9 protein-coding genes and 1 tRNA gene are annotated in these 20,973 nt (G+C 27.2%); 5 read left to right on the top strand and 5 right to left on the bottom strand.

Features of this window, described 5'->3' with window-relative positions; all coding sequences use genetic code 11:
- Positions 1–1,188: 1,188 nt before the first annotated feature.
- From ERUM_RS03075 to ruvX, 3 genes are all read left to right on the top strand, one after another.
- A tRNA-Glu gene (locus ERUM_RS03075) sits at positions 1,189–1,261 on the top strand.
- 246 nt (positions 1,262–1,507) lie between these two features.
- Complete coding sequence (locus ERUM_RS03070) at positions 1,508–3,295, top strand: ribonucleoside-diphosphate reductase subunit alpha (protein WP_011155245.1); 1,788 nt, start codon at positions 1,508–1,510, stop codon at positions 3,293–3,295.
- Positions 3,296–3,677: 382 nt separating this feature from the next.
- A complete protein-coding gene (ruvX, locus tag ERUM_RS03065; RefSeq protein ID WP_011155244.1) occupies positions 3,678–4,148 on the top strand; it encodes a Holliday junction resolvase RuvX in 471 nt (156 codons plus the stop codon).
- A 1,771-nt stretch (positions 4,149–5,919) separates the two neighbouring features.
- On the opposite strand, the gene ERUM_RS03060 is transcribed toward ruvX, so the two are convergent.
- Positions 5,920–7,212 carry an adenylosuccinate synthase gene (locus ERUM_RS03060; RefSeq protein ID WP_011155243.1) on the bottom strand — a complete coding sequence of 431 codons (1,293 nt, stop codon included), beginning with the start codon at positions 7,210–7,212 and terminating at the stop codon, positions 5,920–5,922.
- A 794-nt stretch (positions 7,213–8,006) separates the two neighbouring features.
- The gene (locus ERUM_RS03055) at positions 8,007–8,660 is read right to left on the bottom strand and encodes an OmpA family protein (protein WP_011155242.1); all 654 of its coding nucleotides are present in this window, start codon (positions 8,658–8,660) and stop codon (positions 8,007–8,009) included.
- 738 nt (positions 8,661–9,398) lie between these two features.
- Between ERUM_RS03055 and ERUM_RS03050 the strand changes: the two genes are divergently transcribed.
- On the top strand, positions 9,399–10,874 hold the full coding sequence (locus ERUM_RS03050) for a gluzincin family metallopeptidase (RefSeq protein ID WP_011155241.1): 1,476 nt from the start codon (positions 9,399–9,401) through the stop codon (positions 10,872–10,874).
- Positions 10,875–10,932: 58 nt separating this feature from the next.
- Entirely contained in the window at positions 10,933–12,948 is a 2,016-nt protein-coding gene (gene tkt, locus ERUM_RS03045) for a transketolase (protein WP_011155240.1), read from the top strand.
- Between the two features lie 1,042 nt (positions 12,949–13,990).
- On the opposite strand, the gene ERUM_RS03040 is transcribed toward tkt, so the two are convergent.
- The 3 genes from ERUM_RS03040 to ERUM_RS03030 all read right to left on the bottom strand — a co-directional run bounded on the left by ERUM_RS03040 (position 13,991) and on the right by ERUM_RS03030 (position 20,775).
- Entirely contained in the window at positions 13,991–14,632 is a 642-nt protein-coding gene (locus tag ERUM_RS03040) for a DUF3023 domain-containing protein (protein ID WP_011155239.1), read from the bottom strand.
- Between the two features lie 1,705 nt (positions 14,633–16,337).
- Positions 16,338–17,372, bottom strand: coding sequence for a DUF3023 domain-containing protein (locus ERUM_RS03035; RefSeq protein ID WP_011155238.1), 1,035 nt, complete (start codon positions 17,370–17,372; stop codon positions 16,338–16,340).
- Positions 17,373–19,116: 1,744 nt separating this feature from the next.
- Positions 19,117–20,775, bottom strand: a complete 1,659-nt coding sequence (locus ERUM_RS03030; RefSeq protein ID WP_011155237.1) for a DUF3023 domain-containing protein — start codon at positions 20,773–20,775, stop codon at positions 19,117–19,119.
- Positions 20,776–20,973: the final 198 nt, after the last annotated feature.

Here is a 20,973-nt window from a genome sequence, read left to right as displayed (position 1 = left end):
GTTGTTAAATGAATGTTGGTTATGTATTTTATTATTGGCTTATATTAGCTTGTGTTAAATAGGTTATGAGTAATTGATAGTATTTGATTATAATTTTACTAAAGGAGTTATCAGATAATACTAATCTAGTGAATTTGTTTTATGTTGTTAGTTTTTGGTGAATATATTCTTTCAATATATATTAGTTGATCTATATTACTGGTTTTATTAATCTAGGTTATTTCAGGTTGTATGTGCTTATGTATAAAGTATTGATTGTTAATAATATTTTAGTTTTGAATCATATAGAAATTTTATAATTTATTACTTTGTATAAACATACTTTTATTGCCTTATTATATAACCTTAATAAGTTTTTTTCTATTATTAAAAAACACAAAATGTTTTCTTATGTACTAATAGTAATGTGACTTGTGTTGTATGTTATGCTAATATTGTAGTATGTTGCTTAAATTATACTGGTTTATCGATTAACTATTAGTTTTGGTTTATTAGTATACTATAAATTTATAGTGTACTGTTAAATGAATGTTTCTTTGGCATTGTGTTGGTTGTTAAGACATAAGAAAAAGATCTTAGTGGGGTATTACTAAGTATCGTGCAATACTGTTATAATTTTGTGATTCTAAAGATTATGAGTTATGTGGTGTGTGTAAAGTGGATTGTATTTTGTTAATTAAAATTGTTTTAATTTTATGACAAAAAATATCTATTTGAGTATTGATGAAGTATGTGTTTTATATTGTTGTTATCAATAATATTTGAGATTATCTTTCATGTAACAAGATATTGTAGTTATTGGACTTTATTATATACAAATAATTGGCAACGTGTACTTTAGAAAATATTTAGTTAGTAATTTAATAGCTGATTATACTGATAATACTCACATTAAGCATATATATGATCTTTATATATCCAGATTAGAAGTACAAGTAATTTAAAATGTGTAGTTCTGAGAAAAGTATATTTATTTGTTTATTGCTGCTTGTGATATTTAAAATTTAGTAATTATATATTGGTAGTATGATATTTAAGTAAATAAATTAGTGATGATTGGCTTTACTTGATCTTAGTATAGTTTTATACTTTAGTGGATAGGGATGTTTTATATAACTACATAGTGAAATAAATTGTAAACAATAATGTTTGACTATAATAATGTTCACTTTTATAATCACCCGGTATGACTCCTTCGTCTAGTGGTCCAGGACACCACCCTTTCACGGTGGTAACGCGGGTTCGACTCCCGTGGGAGTCACTTTCGCATTTTGTAATCTTTTTTCTCATAGTGCTATTATTTCAATTTTGCTAGGTGAATATTTTCTAGTAATAATAAAATTTACTGTGTAAAATGTACCCCTGTTTGATAATTATGTATATTGCTTAATATATTTATATTTCTATATATTGTGTTTTACATAATAGACAAATACAATATATATTATATGGACAATATTTTTGATAGTATGTATAAGATTTATGGACGAAAAATAAGGTAAAAATTATGGGATCAGTAATTGTTGATTACGAAAGGGATAATAACCTAACAGTTTTTGGTAAGGCTGTATTATCTGATAGGTATTTGCTAGAAAATGAAGATTATCAACAATTATTTGTAAGAATTTCTGAGTATTATGCAGATAATTCAGAGCATGCGCAAAGGTTATATGATTATATGAGTAAGCTATGGTTTATGCCTGCTACTCCAATATTGAGTAATGGTGGCACAAATAGAGGGTTACCGGTTTCGTGTTTTTTAAATGAAACGGAAGATAGTTTAAAAGGTATTGTTGATTTATGGAATGAAAATGTATGGTTAGCTTCAAAAGGTGGAGGAATAGGTAGCTATTGGGGTAATTTACGATCTATAGGTGAGAAAGTTCGTGGTAGTGGAAAAACTTCAGGGATTATACCGTTTATTGTAGTACAAAATGCTTTAACTTTAGCAATTAGTCAGGGGTCTTTGCGACGTGGGAGTTCTGCTGTATACCTACCGGTTTGGCATCCAGAAATTGAGGAGTTTTTAGATTTAAGAAAGCCTACAGGTGGTGATCCTAATAGAAAAGCATTAAATATACATCATGGGGTAGTATTATCAGATCATTTTATGAAGTGTGTTGAAAATGATGCAATGTGGGATTTAATTAGCCCTAAGGATCAATCTGTTATTTTTACTGTAAAAGCACGTGATATTTGGATAAAGATTTTAACTGCCAGAGTTGAAACTGGTGAGCCATATATATTGTTTATTGATCATGTTAATCGTAATAAACCAGAGATTTATCAAAAACTAAATTTGGATATAAAAATGTCTAACTTATGTACTGAGATAACTCTTGCTACTGGATATGATCATTTGAATAAGTCTCGTACAGCTATATGTTGTCTTTCATCATTAAATCTTGAATATTATGAGCAGTGGAAAGATAATGAGTTATTTATAGAAGATGTAATGAGATTTCTTGATAATGTATTGACTGATTTTATAGAGAAAGCTCCTAATGAAATGGAAAGAGCAAAATATTCAGCTATGCGTGAGCGTAGTATAGGAGTTGGAGTTATGGGTTTTCACTCATTTTTGCAAAGTAAAATGATTCCTTTTGAATCGGTAGCAGCTACTATGTGGAACAAAAAGATATTTTCTCATATAAAAAAACATGCTGATGCTGCATCATATAGAATTGCTATAGAAAAAGGGCCTTGTCCTGATGCTAAGGATGCTGGTGTTATGGAAAGGTTTGTTAATAAATTATCTATTGCTCCTACTGCATCTATTTCAATTATTGCTGGGAATACATCTCCTGGAATTGAACCTTACGCAGCTAATGTTTTTACCCATAAAACTTTAACTGGCTCTTTTATTGTACGAAATAAATTTTTACAAAAACTCTTGATATTAAAAGGTGAGAATAATGATCAAGTTTGGTCTACCATTTCAACTAATGAGGGTTCAGTTCAACATTTAGATTTTTTAACTGATACAGAAAAGTTAGTATTTAAAACTGCATATGAGCTTGATCAAAGGTGGATAATAGAGCATAGTAGTGATAGATCAAAATACATATGTCAGGCACAATCTGTTAATATTTTTCTACCTGCTAATGTACATAAGAGGTATTTACATAAAATACATTTTCTTGCATGGAAAAAAGGCTTAAAAAGTTTATATTACTCCAGGTCAAAGTCTATTCAGCGTGCAGATAAAGTGTCTCGTGGTGCACTTGAAAAATCAATTGAGCAGTGTAAACAGATCACAAATTTTGATTATGATGAATGTTTATCATGTCAGTAATATTGATGAATTAATTAACATGTTAAAATTATAGATGACCTATATAAGTAATGAATTTTTATAATAGCATACTAAATAGTCAGGTATTTTGATGAGTAAAAGTATTGCTTATCATCAGACATGAGAAAAATATCAAATGTTCAGTGATTTTAAAGACATTAGAAAATTATTATTGTATCATTATAAATATATGTAGGTGATCAGTTATAGAGTAAAGAGTTAGGACCTGTATTAATTAATTCTGTGATTTTTGATATGAATTAGATATGAAAAATATTCTCTAGTTGTGTATTACATATATGTGTGTTGTAGATTATATATATTGTGGTTTTAAAATTCTAAGTTTTATAGATTTGTAATGTATACTGGGTAACGTAATATAGTGTTGTATAAAAATATTAATGAATTTGAACAAGTTATAGATAAAACAAAGAGAATTATGTGTTTAGATTTTGGAGAAAAGAAAATAGGAGTTGCTTTAAGTGATAAAACAAATTTAATAGCAATACCGCATAGTGTATATGTTCGAAAAAATACCAGAAAAGATTTAGGTAGTTTATATGGTATACTTATAGAAAATGATGCAGGTTCAATGGTAATTGGGTTGCCACTTGATTTATTTGGTATGGGTAATGAGTTATGTGATAAAGTAATGTTATTTGCAAATCGTATGATTAAAAAGTATGCAATTAATATTTATTTGCATGATGAAAGATATAGTACTGCTATGGCTACTAGGGTAGCAAAATTAGCTAATATTAAGAGAAAAGAATCTCAAAAAATAGATGATAAAATTGCTGCAGTATTAATTTTACAACAGGTGTTAGATATGGTAAAGATTTATCAGATGTAGGGTTATAATATCTAACTTTTAAGTTTATATTTAGTGATCATATAAAAAGTTTAGTGTATACATTAGTTCAATAAAATTATATATTTATATTGTAAAGTCTTGATGAGAATATTATTACAGTTTTTCTATTAGGGTGAGTTAACTGTAGAGTTGCTGGAATTGTAACTCAATGTGAAAAACACTTATTATATAGCGATTTATTTAATTTATCAGTGAAATGTATAACTGTGTCGTTGTTGTATAACTTACTTATAAGCTAAAGTACTGATTGCTTTACAATATTAGTGTTATTCTAGCAAGGTATTGTAAATCTTATGTTTATATTATCATAGTTTCTTATCACATAATTTTAGCATGCTATATGTTAGCGTATTATTTATAGATTTACACAATATTCTACAATTATTTAAGTTTTTATTATATCTAGATTATGTCATGTAAATGATTAATATATTTGTTATGTAATTCATGTGTACTATTTTTTTAGTAGTTATACTAGATCTTTGTTTACGTATTATGGTTTTCTTTTATATAAATATTTATTTTTTCTATACTTGGTTTAATTATATTACTTTAATTAATCTAAAGTTTTTTTTGTATAATTGTTTGGGATATTATTAGGAGTTATTTGAGATCTCTATTTACATGTTATGATTTTTTATTATGTAATATTTATTTTTCTGTATATGTGATATATAGCGATATTTGGTTAATTAATATGACTTTAATACCTAGTATTATGGTGATTACATTTTATATCTCTTTTTGTGTAATTCATATGTAATATTATTAAGTATTATTCTAGATCTGTATTCATTCTTGTGATCTTTTGTTATACAATATTTATTTCTTATGCATACCTCATATGTTTTACTGTAAGTGTTATAGTTTTGTATAATGGTTTTTATGATATTTGCTTGAACTTCTAGTTGTATGATAACTATGTCACTAAATATTGTATTTAAGTTATTTTACTAAGTATTTCTACTATATTTTGTTATGTTTAAGTATATTTTATCATGTCTATGTATAAAATAGCATATGTTTGATGTCTTGTTATTGTACAGCTTTAGTTTAGTTACTATTAATTGTAGAGTTTTGGTTTGTTAAATCTATACAACTGATCTGTAGTTTGTGGTTTAGTAGCTTATTAATGAATATGTTCATGTCTTTATAATTATACGTAATTTTGTGGTATGTTTATATTGGTCAACTTTCCAGTATAATTATTGACATATATAAATATATATTTTCAGTGTCTGCAAGAGTTTGTTATAATATTTAATAGTATTATATAGTGTAATGTTGATTAAGTTTAAATGATTGTGGTATTGAGATCTTTATTTAAATAGTATTACTTATGTTGTTTTTATATAACTGGCTTTAAGTATAAATTAAGAAATACTTTATTTATTATTAACACGTTAGACTATAATTAATATGGTTTTATATATAGTAAATCCTTTGGTTTTTATCTGTCTAGGAAAAAGGGGGCCAGGGTTTTTTTTATATAAAAATAATATACTTGTGTAATATATATTCTACAGAATCTCTATTTATGCAAAGGTTTTAAACTAACAATCAATAAACAGTGATTTATCAAGAGAGAATCGACAAAATTTATTAATTCATTATTCTTGTATAAATACAAAGGTAATACTGTTGCTAGAATATGTAAACGTATTAAATAGTAGTATACATATTAGTATTGTAATTAAAATAACATATAGTATTATTAATTAATAATGATCTATATTCTAGATATAGAAGTCTATTTAAGGAACTTGTCGTTAATGATAATCATGGCATTCCTTTCTGGTCCTGTAGATATCAAATACACTGGTACTTTTAAGATTTCTTCTATTTTTTTTATGTAAGATATTGCATTTTTAGGTAGGTCTTCATATGTAACACTGCCAAATGTATTTTCTTTCCATCCAGGAACTGTTTCATAAATTGGTTCTAAATTATTTTGTACATAAGATGATGCTGGAATGTAATCGTATATTACACCATCATATTTGTATTGTGTGCATATTTTTATTTCACTAAACTGATCTAATACATCGAGCTTAGTTAAGACTAGACCTGAAACGCCAGATAATATGATTGCTTGTTTTGCTAATACGGCATCAAACCATCCACATCTTCTTTCTCTATTGCTTACTGTTCCTATTTCATTACCTCGTTCAAACATAGACTTACCTATTTCATTCTTTTGTTCAGTAAAGAATGGGCCATTTCCTACTCGTGTTGTATATGCTTTTATTACTCCTAGAACACAAGAACTATGTGATAGATTAATACCTCCTCCAACAAATGCTTGTGGTGCTATAGTATTACTTGATGTTACAAAAGGATATGTTCCATGATCAATATCTAAAAAGGTACCTTGGGCTCCTTCAAAGATTATTGTTTTATTTTGTTGTGTTAGATCATGAATGACTTTCCATACAGGTTTAACAAATGGTAATATTTTTGGTGCGATATCTAAAAGCTCATCTACTAACTTGCTTGCTTCTATTGGTAGAATATTAAAATTTTGTCTTAATAGATTATGGTAATTTAAAAGGTTATTGACCTTATTGTACAATATGTCTTTTTTATCAAATAGGTCACATACTCTAAGAGCTCTTCTACTGATCTTATCGGCGTAACATGGACCAATTCCTTTATTTGTGGTACCTATAGTATTTTGTCTTAGTTGTTCAAATAACGTGTCCGCTTCTTTATGTATATTGAGTACTAAAGGACAAGATTCTGATATTACAAGATTTTGAGTGTTAATATTAATTCCGTTGATTCTTAAGTTGTCAATTTCGGACATCAGAGCGTAAGGATCTAGGACAACCCCATTACCTATTATTGATAATTTGTTATTGTGTAAAATAGAAGAAGGTAGTAAATTTAATTTATAAGTTTTCTCTTGTATTACTATAGTATGACCTGCATTATTGCCTCCTTGAAATCTAACTACGGCATCTGCATTATTAGATAACCAATCTACAACTTTTCCCTTACCTTCGTCACCCCATTGTAATCCTACAACTACTATATTTGTCATAGCTTTATTTGTATAAATCCCAAGTCACACTAGCAAAATAAAGAAATTGTGTCAAATTATTTAGTGTTTAAATCTGTTATTTTTTGTATCTATGTTCTTGAATTACTATGGAAAATTTATATTAATTAGCATGTAACTTTATATATAAAAATAACGTATAATGATAAATTGCTAGTTCAGATATCCATATTGTTAGTATATATGTGTATGAAGTTATTGTAATTAGCATTGCTAAAATGCACTAGTAAAACAGGAAAATATGTACAATGGCAAGTTACTGAGTTTGTATTTATATAGTACATCTACTGTTCTGTATGTTATATGATATTGTTGCAGTTTCTGATAATAAAAAACATGTATGTAATGGTTCCATAATGAACTCATTAGTTATAAGTACGTGTTATTAATAAGCTAGTAATATTATTGTTTGTTTATCTAAAAATATTTTTAATACTAAAAAAATACTTACATGCTTAAATATGGATATCTATATATGTTATGTACTAATATTACGATATTAGAAGATAGTAAGATTACGATGTATAATTAATAAGCTAGTAATATTATTCTTTGCTAAGCTAAAAAATATTTTTAATATAAAAAATACTTGCATGCTTAAGTGTGGGTACCTACACATATTTTATGTACTAATATTACAATATTAAAAGATAGTAAAATTATGGTGTGTTAACAATAATCCATTATACTAAAACTATGGCCTTAAAAAAAATTTCCACTCCTCTACAATAGAATACCTATTTACAGTAAAGTTTGTAGAGGATGGGTATGTAAAACTAGTTTACTTCTGGTGTGTTATTGTTGTCTTGTTCTAACTTCTGCTGTGTATTAATATTGTTGATGTTGTCACTTTTTGCTTGTTGTTGTGTATTATTTTCTTGATCTTTGCTAATGGTATTATGTGCTTCCTCATTAAAAGGTGTAGTTGTTGTAGGAACCTTATTATCTGTAGATGTGCTATTATTTACAAGTGTAATAACTACCCTACGATTTTTAGCATGTGCATCTTCAGCTTCCTTAGGATTATTAGAGTATACCAAAATTGCTGGCTCAGACTTTCCTTTGGATCTAACAGTAATTCTCTTTTCTAGAGATTTATCACAGCTTATTATGAAATCCCTAACAGCATTTGCTCTCTGTTCTCCTAAAGCTAAATTGTATTCATCTGTACCTCGAGTATCAGTATGTCCAACGATAATAATGTCAGTTGTAGGATCTTCTTGTGCTTTTTGTACTAATTTTTCAAGTAGTACTTTATCTGAATCTTTTATTACTGTCTTATCGAGATCAAAATATACTTTATCAATAGCTTTTATGTTAGAAAATAAATTGTGAACATTTACTAGTGGTACATGCTTACTGTTAAAATGACAACCATTTAAGGTTAAGCATAATAGAATCAAATTTGCAACTATTAACTGATATCGCATAAGGCCTCAACTGTTATTGAAACAAAATCAATCATGATCATTGCGTAAAATTGTTTTAAGTCAAGAGAAAAATAAAAGTATTCTTAGAATAGAGTAGTTTTATAAAAATTTATCTTACCTGTAATGCTTTGTTAATGTGTTATAATATGTCACATTGAACTTTAAGTGTGATGATAATCCTTTTATATCGGATTATTAATGGAATTTTATGATGATTCTAGATATTTTATAAACTTTTCTTATAAAATAAGATGAAATGTTTGTGATATATATGATGATAAAGAAAAAATATACTTAATTTCTGGTAATTAGATGATGATTACTTGCTTTTGCTATGAATGTAAGTTATATGGTTATTTATATATTACTAGATAACAAAATACTCATAGTTAAAGTAGTATTAAGTGAAATCATTAAGTAAGTTCTTATTTTTAGAAAAGGTGTTATTATTATTTTTTTTAAGGTTAATATATTTAAATAGGTTCTATATTAATCAATGATTTTGGAGTATTAATGCTAATGAAAATAGAGGTATATTATACATTTATTTGTTGAAAATCTATAGTGATTTTAGGTATTAAATGACTTTTATTGTTAATATATTATTTGATGTGGTATAATCTGAGTATTTGATGTGTGCTTAGTATATTTTTTAGAAAAGTCTTGCATGTCTATTGATATTATTTAATTAATTTTTTATTGATCAAGAGTGAATTTAACACGTGGTATGTTATACATATGAAATATTATAAGTTTTTAGAAGAAGTTTTTCAGAAGGTGGGACATGTTAATTCCGTTATTAATGTTTTAAAAACAAATAAGAATGGTGTAGATGACAGAATAGAACATATTTGTACACTTAAAGAAATTAGACATGAGATTATAACTAGTGAAATGGTTAATGAAATGATACAGTGTTCACTAACCAATAAGGCAAAACTAAATGAATGGGAACTTGCCAATTTGAACCATATGGAGATAATATGTAGAAATAGTAATATGGTGCCACTAGAGTTAACTATAGAACTTTTTAAAGCACAGGAAAAATGTAAGAATTGTTGGTTATCATTACGTCAAGGTGATGTTTCTATACATGATGTAATAGGTTTGTTATCTGAAGTTATAAGATTAGTGGGTGAGATTGCTGGTATTAAAGCTGAAAGTTTAAAGATTTCTAAGTATGATGTAATTTTAGGAGCACAGGATTCCAAGTTAAATACTAAGAAAATAGATGGTATTTTTACTGAAATTGGAGCTTTTTTTCGTCAGTTTATGACCGAAGTGAATACCAAGCAAAAGCAGATTAAGGTTTATTCTCCAAGAGATATCGATGAAAATAAACAGATTAACTTAGGATATGATTGTTTATCTTATTTTGGTATTGTATCTGATAATATTAGTATTAATCATCAGGGTTTTGAGAGTAGTAGATATTTGTTAGGAGAAGATGTTAGTTTTTTGATTAATTATGATAAGAGTGATTATAAGATTGGTTTAAAATCTTTACTAAAAAGAGTAGGTTATGTTTTATGTACCTTAAATCCACCTATAAAGTGGAGTAAACAACCTTTGTGTTGGAATATTGGTAGTATAATACCTGGGATTTTAAGTTTTCTTATATCAGAACATTTAATGATGAGTAAGGAATTTATAAATTTTATTGCTCCTAAGTTGAAAAAACAGTTTTCTTTTAGGGGGAAGGTAGGATGCTATGAAAATATTCAATCTTATTTTAGTCAAGTTCAACCAAGTTTGTTTATGCATAAGGCTGATGAGGTCACTTTGTTAGCTCACATTATGTTGCGATATACTTTAGAAAAAGAAATGATAAATGATACTTTACAAGTACAGGATTTGCCAGATGCTTGGATTCAGGGTATGAAGCATTACTTTAATGTTACACCAACTGATGATTTTGAAGGGTTTTTACAAGATGATAGTTGGGTAAATGGGATGTTTGGGTATATTCCATGTAATATAATCTCTATTATTATTGCATCACAGATGTTTAGTGTTATGCAAAAGGATGAACCTCAGATTTTGTTAGAAGTTGAAAAGGGTGATTTTTCATTATTTCTTTCATGGATAAATAGAAATATATGTCATTATGGGGGTAGGTATAACAGTATAGATTTTTTAAAGAAAGTTACTGGACAAAAATTAAATGTTGGTTTTTATAAAAATTACTTAGTGGATAAGTATTTAAAAGTATAATTACGATATGTATTATTATGTTACTGTGTAAATTATATAAAATTAATGAGATGAGCATATGAGTCAAAAATATAGTAATATGATTGCCATGGCTAATGCTGTAAGAGTACTTTCAATAGATGCTATACAAAAAGCCGCTTCTGGACATCCAGGTATGCCTCTTGGTATGGCAGATGTAGGAACTATGTTATTTGCTAAGTTTTTAAAATTTAATCCTAAGGATCCTAATTGGTTTGATAGGGATAGGTTTGTTTTATCAAATGGACATGGGTCAATGTTATTGTATTCTATATTATATTTCTTAGGATGTTTGGATATAGAAGAGATAAAAAAGTTTAGGCAAATACATTCTCTGACACCTGGCCATCCAGAATATGGTTGTACTCCTGGAGTTGATGCTACAACTGGTCCGCTAGGTCAGGGATTGGCTTCTGCTGTGGGTATGGCAATAGCAGAAAAAATACTATCTGAAAAATTTGGAGCTGATATTGTATCTCATAATACTTATGTTATGGTTGGGGATGGATGTCTTATGGAGGGAATTAGCCATGAAGCTGCGTCTTTAGCTGGACATTTGCAGTTAGATAAATTAATAGTATTATTTGATGATAATAATGTTTCTATCGATGGTCCTATATCATTGTCTGTTTCTGATAATGTTAAAGGTAGATTTTTATCTTATGGATGGGATGTTGATGAAATAGATGGGCATGATTTTTCTCAGATTGAATCATCAATTAAAAATGCAAAAAATTCTAAAAAGCCATCTCTAATTTGTTGTAAGACTATTATTGGCAAAACTATTCCTTCAAAAGAAAATACTTGTGATATACATAGTTGGCCAGTGACTGAAGAAGATATCATTGTAATGAAGAAGAGATTAGGGTGGGCTTATAAGCCATTTGAGTTCCCAGAGGAAATTCTGCAATTATGGCAAGATATTGCGTGTAATTCAGAGGAAGAGTATAAATTATGGGTAGAACGAGTTAGTGAGTATGGCAAGACATCACAAGATTTTATGGATGTGATGGCTGATGGTGTATCTAATGAGGTTTTTTTGAATTTGAAGAGTTTAAAAGAGGAATTATGTAGCTTGAATTTGAATGAAGCAACACGTAAATCTTCAGGTAGAGTATTAGATGTTATAATGGGTAGTACTGGTAAGTTGATAGGTGGTTCTGCAGATCTTAGTAATTCTAATAATACTAAACCAAAATTTACATCGGTAATTAATAAAGATAATTTCTCTGGTTCTTATTTACATTATGGAGTTAGAGAACATGCTATGGCAGCATGTATGAATGGTATGGCATTGCATAAGGGAGTAATCCCTTATGGTGGTACATTTTTAATTTTCTCTGATTATTGTAGACCAGCTATAAGGTTGTCTGCCTTGATGAAAAGGCAAGTTATTTATATTATGACCCATGATTCAATAGGGGTTGGGGAAGATGGTCCTACTCATCAACCTGTTGAGCATCTACCATCTTTGAGGTTAATTCCTAATTTGTATGTTTTTAGACCAGCTGATGCTATAGAAGTATTAGAGTGTTGGGAGATTGCATTAAAGTTAATAGATGCTCCATCGGTTCTGATATTATCTAGACAGAATGTTAAATGTGTACGTAGTACTTATGTTGCAGAGAATATGTCAAACAAAGGTGCATATATTATTCGTGAATATAAGAATGATCTCGATGTAACAATTTTTGCTACTGGGTCTGAGGTTGAGATTGCATTAAAAGCAAGTGATATTTTAATAGGTAAAGGATTAGGTGTCCGGGTAGTTTCTGTACCTTGTTGGGAATTGTTTTATAAACAAGATAAAAAATATATTATAAGTCTGTTAAATAATAAAAGTATAAAGGCAGCAGTAGAAGCTGCTAATTCATTTGGTTGGTGTAAGTATATAGGAGAAGATGGAATTTTTGTAGGTTTGGAAGATTTTGGAATATCTGCTCCATTCAAAGATTTGTATAAGTATTTTGGAATTACTCCAGAAAACTTAGTGGATAAAATACTCAGTAAATTAAGAATTAATAGTAATTACGAAAGTAATGTTACTGCGGATTGATTGTTATAGTCTTCATTGTGATTGTATTGATAGAGAATTATCACATTGTATTATTTTTTAGATAAATCTATTGCTTTTTCTATTTATGTCTTCTTAGCAGCTTATTTAGATTTATTATTCTATATGTTATTGTTTTATATAATGTATTTACCTGTATGATTGCTGTTCTATATTACATTTGTTGTAATTTTGCTTTAAATTGCTGAGTTCATTATCTATGCTGATTTTTTTATTGATGAATTTTTGCGAATTGGGAGAATATGTAGTAAGGTAAATAATTTAGATATTTTGGTTTTTTAAAATCTGTACTTGTAATAAATAGGTATATAATAATTAAAAATAATGTTATGTGACTAATGATTATTTTGTATGAAGTAACATAACATATGTTTTCCATAAATAATTTAAGTCTACTTACTAATATTGTCTTCATAATGCTTAAAAAGACTTACAGTTTTTATATTTTGTATTTATATATTATATAGGTTTTAAAATTTTATACTTGTACTAGTGATGAGTAGATTCACAATAGTTCGGTAATTACTATAGCTATAAAACATAATTATAAAAAAATGCGATGTAATTTTTTCTATAAACAATTTAGTTTATTTGTATATTTATGTTGTTATACATGATTTAATAAAAATCTATGTAGTCAAGCTTTTTGTTAATATAACTTATAATTGATCATATTATACAGATGATGTTAATTTATGTATTATTGTTTGAAATTTGTTAATCTGACTTTTTTAGAGGAATCTGTATTTTCTTTAAATACAATAATCATAAAGATAATAATGTATATAGAATTAAGCATGAAAAATCTTTGTTACAGGATGATGTGCTAAATTATATTTAATACTTACTTTAGCTTATTTTGACACTGTAAATAATGATACATAGCTGTTACTGCTGTTAGGTGGTTAATACAACGTAATAGCAGTAACAGGTGAAAATTTTGTTACATAATATAAAAAAAGTATTGATACTTTGTATTATACTTGAAACCAGCAATAGGTAGGCAGTAGCTTAAAATATATAATTACCTACTTGTTGAATCTTGTCTTTGGTTGGTGCTAGCAGTAGTAGTAGTACATGATAATAAACTACAACATGTAGCTGCTTGTTCTTGAGTATTTACTATGGTATCATCACGTACTATTTGAAAATTACTTGTTATTTCTGCTTCTCTTAATGCTTCTGCCTCATTGAAATTAAGTACACAATTTGTGGGTAGAAATAATACAGGATATCCTACTGTTTCAGTAGGAGTAACTACCTTAACAGGTTTTTTTAACACTCCTGAACTATTCTGTGTAAAATTAGTATTAGGAAATATATTTGTAAAATTATTATGTTGTAATCGGTTTACTGCACAATATATGGTTAAATTTAATGGCTTTACCGGTACACCAGGATTAACAAGATCATGTAGTTCTTTAATATCAGGATTTCTTAGTATTCTTTTTTTAGATACAGTACATAGTACACGCACTATGGATTCACCTTCTAAGTGAGATGTGTTTACTGTATGGTCTTGATTTAATGTAATAAGTTTGTTTCTATCATGCGTATGTCCTATACACGTAATAGCTTTTACTTGTAACTTCTCAATATGTCTTAGTGCTTTGAGAACTCTAAATGATAATGTCTCGGGAATAATATGACTATTATTTAATAACATAAACCCTCATAAATTTAAATAACACACATTATTAGTATATTATTAATATATTTATGATGCAATTAAAAATTTTATAGTATTTACTACTATATACAATTATTTGGTGAAAAATATATATAAATTATGATATGGTACTTTTTTTTATGATATGAAATTAGTATTACTTAAAAGATGGAAAATCTTTTAAGTATTAAATAAAACATTTGTAGAAGTTATTATTAGGTATCTTTATCATATGATTTATGTATTAGCATTGTGATTAAGCATATGATCTTTATTATTGGATCTAAAATTGAAATTGTATAAAATCAGTGCAAGTGTATATTATTAAGACAAGTAAGTTGTCTATATGAGTTATCTATAAGTATGTGTTATGTAAATTAGGTAAATATTGGTGTAATAGCTTTGTTTAAATTACAGTTAACAAGCAAGAAATTTTGTATCTGGTTGTTAGATAAGTTTTTATGTGGGTTATGACTAATATAAATAGTGGGCTTTTTATAATCTTATAGTTTTGCTATTACTGGAAAAGTGTTTATATCTTTAATTTTTAATAATGTATTTTGTGATGAATAATAATTAATTATTATTTTGTTGAACCATCTTTTGTAAGTGTACTGTTATTAAAGTGCAAGATTTAAAATCTGTGTTGTAATCTTACAAAATTGGGGAATGTTAGTTTATTTAAGTACTATTTGTCTATAGTCTAATTAAAGTTATTTGTGGAATCAATATAATTTTTCTTTGTGTGTTACCATTTTTGATATGTGTATTATTTTAAAAACATAGAGTTAAAAAAAAAACATGTTATCATGTTTAAAGTATGAAAATTGTTAGTTTGTTGTGTATTATAAATGTATGTAGTGACTCAAGTTATTTAAAAAAAATATGTGATGTTATTTAAAATAACATGTTGATTGTTTAAATAATTATTGGACTAAAAGCTGTTTTTAGTAAATCTGTATTGTTGCAAGCATAGAATTTAAATTATGTGATATGTTATTCAGTAAACTGTTAGCTTATTTGTAGATTATAAATGTATTGGTGAATTAAGATTTATTAGTGAATTGTTAATGGTTAGTTGTTATAAATATGGAGTTTTAAATCAGTGGTAATATTAAAGGTATAAAAACTGTTGGTTTATCTAAGGACCATAACAATATGAATTCATTAAAGTTATTTTTAGGAAAAAATTTTATTTAAGTTATACATTATATGATTATGGTAATTGTGTTCTGTATAGTATTATCTTTAGTAAGTGTAGTGTTATAAATGCAGAGTTTCAAAATCATATGATTGTGATTAAACATAAAAGTTATTAAGTTGATTTAGGTACTATAAATATATTGAGAAATATAGGTTATTATATTACGAAAATCTTGAAACAAATATTTATTCAAAAAGTTGTCAACCTATTTTTAAATTATATATAAGGAATTTAGCTATAATATATTAAGTAAGAATGATTATAAAAATAATAGTTGATTATAAAATTTAATTAAAACAATTCTTATATTGATAACTGTAAAAAAAGTTATATGGTAGACTCTTGTAAAAAATTTATAATTTTTAGTGCTTGTATTAGCTAATGTTAAAACTGTAAATTACTAGGATAGTTATTACTGCTACCAAGGATAATACTTAAAAAACAAGAGCGCTACAATGAATTTGATGATAAATATACATTGTACCGCTACAAGTATATCTAATGTTTCTCTTTTTTCTGCTGATTAGATGAAGCTGATATATCATATATAGTAGCTGGTGGATAAGATTCTGAATCTCCGGCTATATTGCTAATACCAATGCTACTTGTTGTACTAATTTCATCATTCTCCTCTTCTCCTATTAAGCATTTAGATTCTTCACTGGTGCGTTGTCTATCTGATGTTGTCTTATGGACTACACTGGAAAATTGTGATAGTGAAGAAAAATATTTATTTTTACTTTCTGGTGATTCTGTATCACTGTTTTGTTGAGATTGTGTACAAATAGGACCAGAGATGTCAATACCTCCTACTGCACCAAGTTTTTCATATTCATCTTCTAATAATTTTTGAGATTCTTCATTTACATCTTCTTCAAGTGGTGTTTTTTTGTGAAATATACTAGAAAGCCTTGAAAGTAAACCTTGTTGTTTAGTTTTCTGTGTAGTTGTATCACTTTTTGGTGATTCTTGTGTTGTTTGGAAAGTAGCATATGTTAAATTACCAAGTGTCTGTATAGCAGTAACCTCATCAAATTCCGTATGATAGTGTGTACCAAAATTACCTACAGATTTTGGGTTACATAGAATAAACTGTCCAAACGTGCCAGGATTGAATACAGGCTTATGTTTTTTAAATATTGTGGTGCCATCTACTGGTCCTTCCGGATTATTTATTATATGGTTTACTATACCAATGTTAGTATGTTCTACTAAGAAATATGCCTCCATGTTAAGAATAGGTAATGGCAAAAAACTAGGATAGAGTTTATAGACTAGCTCTTTTAGAGCAGGATATCTGGTTAGCCTTTTGGCAGATACAGTACACTGCATATGAAATAAGGATTTACCTTCTCCAGGAGTACATAGATTATGTGTTTTATCTTTATTTATTATAACGTTGAGATTGCCATTAGCATCTGTATTTCCTATGCAACACATAGATTTTACATATATCCTATCTATATGGTTTAATTCTATTAAGACTTGTCCATGTAAGGCATTAGAGAATAGTTTATTGTTTTTGAATAACATAACTTATTAATTAAATAACACATATTGCTTATATATTAACTAAATATTCATGTTAATACAATTAATTTTATAGTATATGTTGTTAATATACAATTATTTAGAAGATATGTGTGTAATTATTAATATCGAAATAATCGCAGTGTGATATTTTCATCTATAATATAAAGTTAGTATTACTTAAAAGATGAAAAGTCTTTTTACTATTAAATGAACGTTTATAGAAGTTATTATTAGATATCTTTATCATATGATTTATGTATTAGTATTGTGATTAAGTGTATGGTGTTTATTATTGGATCTAAAATTGAAGTTGCATGAAATAAGTGCAAGTAGCATGTTATAAGACAATGTAAGTTGTCTATATGAATTATCTATAAGTATGTTTAGGCAAATTAGGTAAATATTGGTGTAATAGTTTTGTTTAAATTACAATTAACAAGCAGGAAATTTCATGTATGGTTGGTTAGGCAAGTTTCTGTGTGAGTTATGACCGATATAAGTAGGCTTTTTATAATCTGATGGTTTCGCTATTACTAAAAAAGTGTTGATATCTTTAATTTCTAGTAATATATCCTATGATAAATAAAATAATAATAATTATTATATATGAACTATCTTTTGTAAATGTATTGTTATAAAAGTGCAAGTATTGAAAGCTATTTAGTTAGATAAGTTTTTATGTCAGTTATGACCAATATAAGTAGTAGGTTTTTTATAATCTAATGGTTTTGCTATTACTAAAAAAGTATTTATACCTTTAATTTCTAGTAATATATCCTATGATAAATAAAATAATTATTATGATATTAAACTATCTATCTTTTGTAAGTGTACTGTTATTAAAGTACAAAATTTAAAATCTGTGTTATAATGTTACAAAATATAAAGAATGTTAGTTTATTTAAGTACTGTTGGTCTATAGATTGATTAAAGTTATTTATAGAAAAATCAATATAATTTTTTCTTGTATATTACCGTTTTTGATATGTGTATTGTTTTAAAAGCATAGAGTTTCAAAAACATGTTATTATGTTTAAAGTATAAAACATTATTAGTGTCTTTATGTACTATTAACATTGTAGTTTTATTTGAGGTAGTGCATCTTATATTGTATTATACACAGAATTTCATGGTTCAGTGTATATTATTTATAAGTATGTCATTTTAAGTTATGTGGTATTTATATAGTTAAATGTAGTAAAATTTATTTAGATATATAAAATATGTTTGAGAGATATGGTCTATTAGTTGTATAAAACTGTTTTTAATAGTGGATTAATGATTGTAAATAGAGTATAGTAATAATAAGATTCTATTACAATAGTTTTGTGGATTTCAGAACTTATAAGGCTATAAAGTGATATGTAAAAAGCTTTATGGGATAACATACGTAATAAATTAACACAATAATAATCAAAGATAGTATATTGGTATATAAATTATATGTAAAAGTTTCTGTGTTTGTACTGTACAAAGAAAATGAATAAAAAAGATATGTAAAAGTAACAAAGTTATATTTTATAATACTAATATTGCTAATGTTAAGGTTTTAAATGTACCATATATTAATTGTTAACAAATAGTAAAGATGGTTTATAGCACATTGATATATTACAATGAATTTAAACTAATATTTGCAGATGTAATGCTTATATTTTATAAGACAGAATAAAAAAACATGGTTTATAAAGAAACTCTTATTAGATAAACACGATACATATCTTTATATGTTTTTACTTTTAGGTTAATTCAAAGATACATGGGGATTACTATTTTCAACAAATACATCATCTTCAAGTTGACATGATGGGACGAGAGGTGCTGTTGGTAAAGTATCAACTTTATAAGATTCTTTGTAAGTATCGTACAATACTTTATAACTACTAAAATAATCTACACTGAAAAACCGTGGTATTTCTTCAGAACTTAATGTATTAATTGGTACACTACTATTTGTCGATTCTTCTATAACACTTAACATTTGATGTTTTGTAGTTGGAAGTGTCGATTCTTTGTAAAAAGGACTAGATGCAGATTGTGTTTTTGGCCTAACAACTTGTTGAGGATCTATTGTACCTTTTTGTATAGATGGCGGCATGCTACCTAGTGTACTTTTTTTTAATGTACGCTGTTCTAAATGCTTGTTTGCTGTCTCTTGTCTTTGATTTGAAGATGGATGTTTTATATTTGGAAGTACCTGTTCTTTATAAAAAGGACTAGATGAAAATTGTGTTTTTGGTCTAACAACTTGTTGAAGGTTTATTGTACCTTTTTGTGTAATTTTTGATGGATGCTGTTCTAAATGCTTGCTTGCTGTTTCTTGTGTTTGATTTGAAGATGGATATTTTGTAGTTGGAAGTGTCGATTCTTTATAAAAAGGACTAGATGCAAATGTTTTTGGTCTGACAACTTGTTGAGGATCTACTGTACCTTTTTGTATAAGTGGCGCACCACCTACTATACTTTTTGATAGATGCTGTTCTAAATGCTTGCTTGTTGTCTCTTGTGTTTGATTTGAAGATGAATGTTCTTCTGGAGCCTCAGGAAACTTTGTATATATAAATTGTATTTCTTCTTTACGAGGTTGTTTGCTAGTTACTATAACCTTTTGGATAGCTGGCTTTTGCGGACTACTTGCTGTTTTTTCTTCTATATTATGTGTCATTTGAGCACTGACTGGTGTACTTGAAGGTGAACATTGTGTAGTAGAAACTCTAGAAAACATTTTTTTTATATGTTGTATTTTGTGTTGAATTTCCTTACCAGTTACTACAACTTTTTGTTGTTTACTATCTGCTATGCTTTGTTTTGTATTACGTTTTGTGATATCAGGGATTGATGAGGGTGTTTTAAAAAAAATAGAATCCTCTAGACCTCCTAAAATATTTAAAGCTTTGAATTCGTCAAATGGTACATCATGCCTTACATCTCTATTACCTATACTTTTTGGCCTACATAAGGAAAATGTTCCGAATTTACCAATATTATAAATAGGTAAAAGTCCTTCACGTGGCATACTAGATAAAGGTTTTACTAAATCTATGAAATTCTTTAATTCTTCCTCTGGTACAATAAAATATGCATCAACCTTAAGTGGTTCTAGTGTTATTAAAAAAGGACTAGACAATACTTGTGTCAACTTTTGTAAAGATATATTACGTGGATTATTTATTACAGGAGCGGGTATAATACATTCCATACGAAATAAAGATGTTCCTACTGGAGTACACCGATTACCTGGCTTATTATCAACGCAGATATTAAGAGTTTTTTTATTTATTGTAGCTCCTATACAATGACACGTATTAACATGTATTTCTGACGCTCTATTCAACTCACGTATAACTGATCTATGCAGAGATTCTGTAATCTTGGAAATGGGTAAACCGGGTTTGAATAACATGTTTATATCTGTACTGAAATTAAGGATAATGCTTAATTAGTATAACTTATATTGTCTAGTAATGTCAATGTTTATAATCATATACATCTGATATTCAACTTATATAATAAATATGTTGTTAACATAGTAGTAGTTTAAGTGTAATTTTCTTGTTATAGTTTTACAAGTTACAATTAAAGCTTGTATTAAAAGTGTAAT

The organism is Ehrlichia ruminantium str. Welgevonden (assembly GCF_000026005.1).
Taxonomy (GTDB): Bacteria; Pseudomonadota; Alphaproteobacteria; order Rickettsiales; family Anaplasmataceae; genus Ehrlichia; species Ehrlichia ruminantium.
The sequence above is the reverse complement of the archived record's forward strand: the minus strand, read 5'-3'. Positions and strand labels throughout refer to the sequence as shown.

Bases quoted from the DNA above. Each gene is read 5' to 3' on its own strand.
- ERUM_RS03070 (WP_011155245.1), top strand. From the start codon at position 1,508: ATGGGATCAGTAATTGTTGATTACGAAAGGGATAATAACCTAACAGTT.
- ERUM_RS03060 (WP_011155243.1), bottom strand. From the start codon at position 7,212: ATGACAAATATAGTAGTTGTAGGATTACAATGGGGTGACGAAGGTAAG.
- ERUM_RS03055 (WP_011155242.1), bottom strand. From the start codon at position 8,660: ATGCGATATCAGTTAATAGTTGCAAATTTGATTCTATTATGCTTAACC.
- ERUM_RS03050 (WP_011155241.1), top strand. From the start codon at position 9,399: ATGAAATATTATAAGTTTTTAGAAGAAGTTTTTCAGAAGGTGGGACAT.
- tkt (WP_011155240.1), top strand. From the start codon at position 10,933: ATGAGTCAAAAATATAGTAATATGATTGCCATGGCTAATGCTGTAAGA.
- ERUM_RS03040 (WP_011155239.1), bottom strand. From the start codon at position 14,632: ATGTTATTAAATAATAGTCATATTATTCCCGAGACATTATCATTTAGA.
- ERUM_RS03035 (WP_011155238.1), bottom strand. From the start codon at position 17,372: ATGTTATTCAAAAACAATAAACTATTCTCTAATGCCTTACATGGACAA.
- ERUM_RS03030 (WP_011155237.1), bottom strand. From the start codon at position 20,775: ATGTTATTCAAACCCGGTTTACCCATTTCCAAGATTACAGAATCTCTG.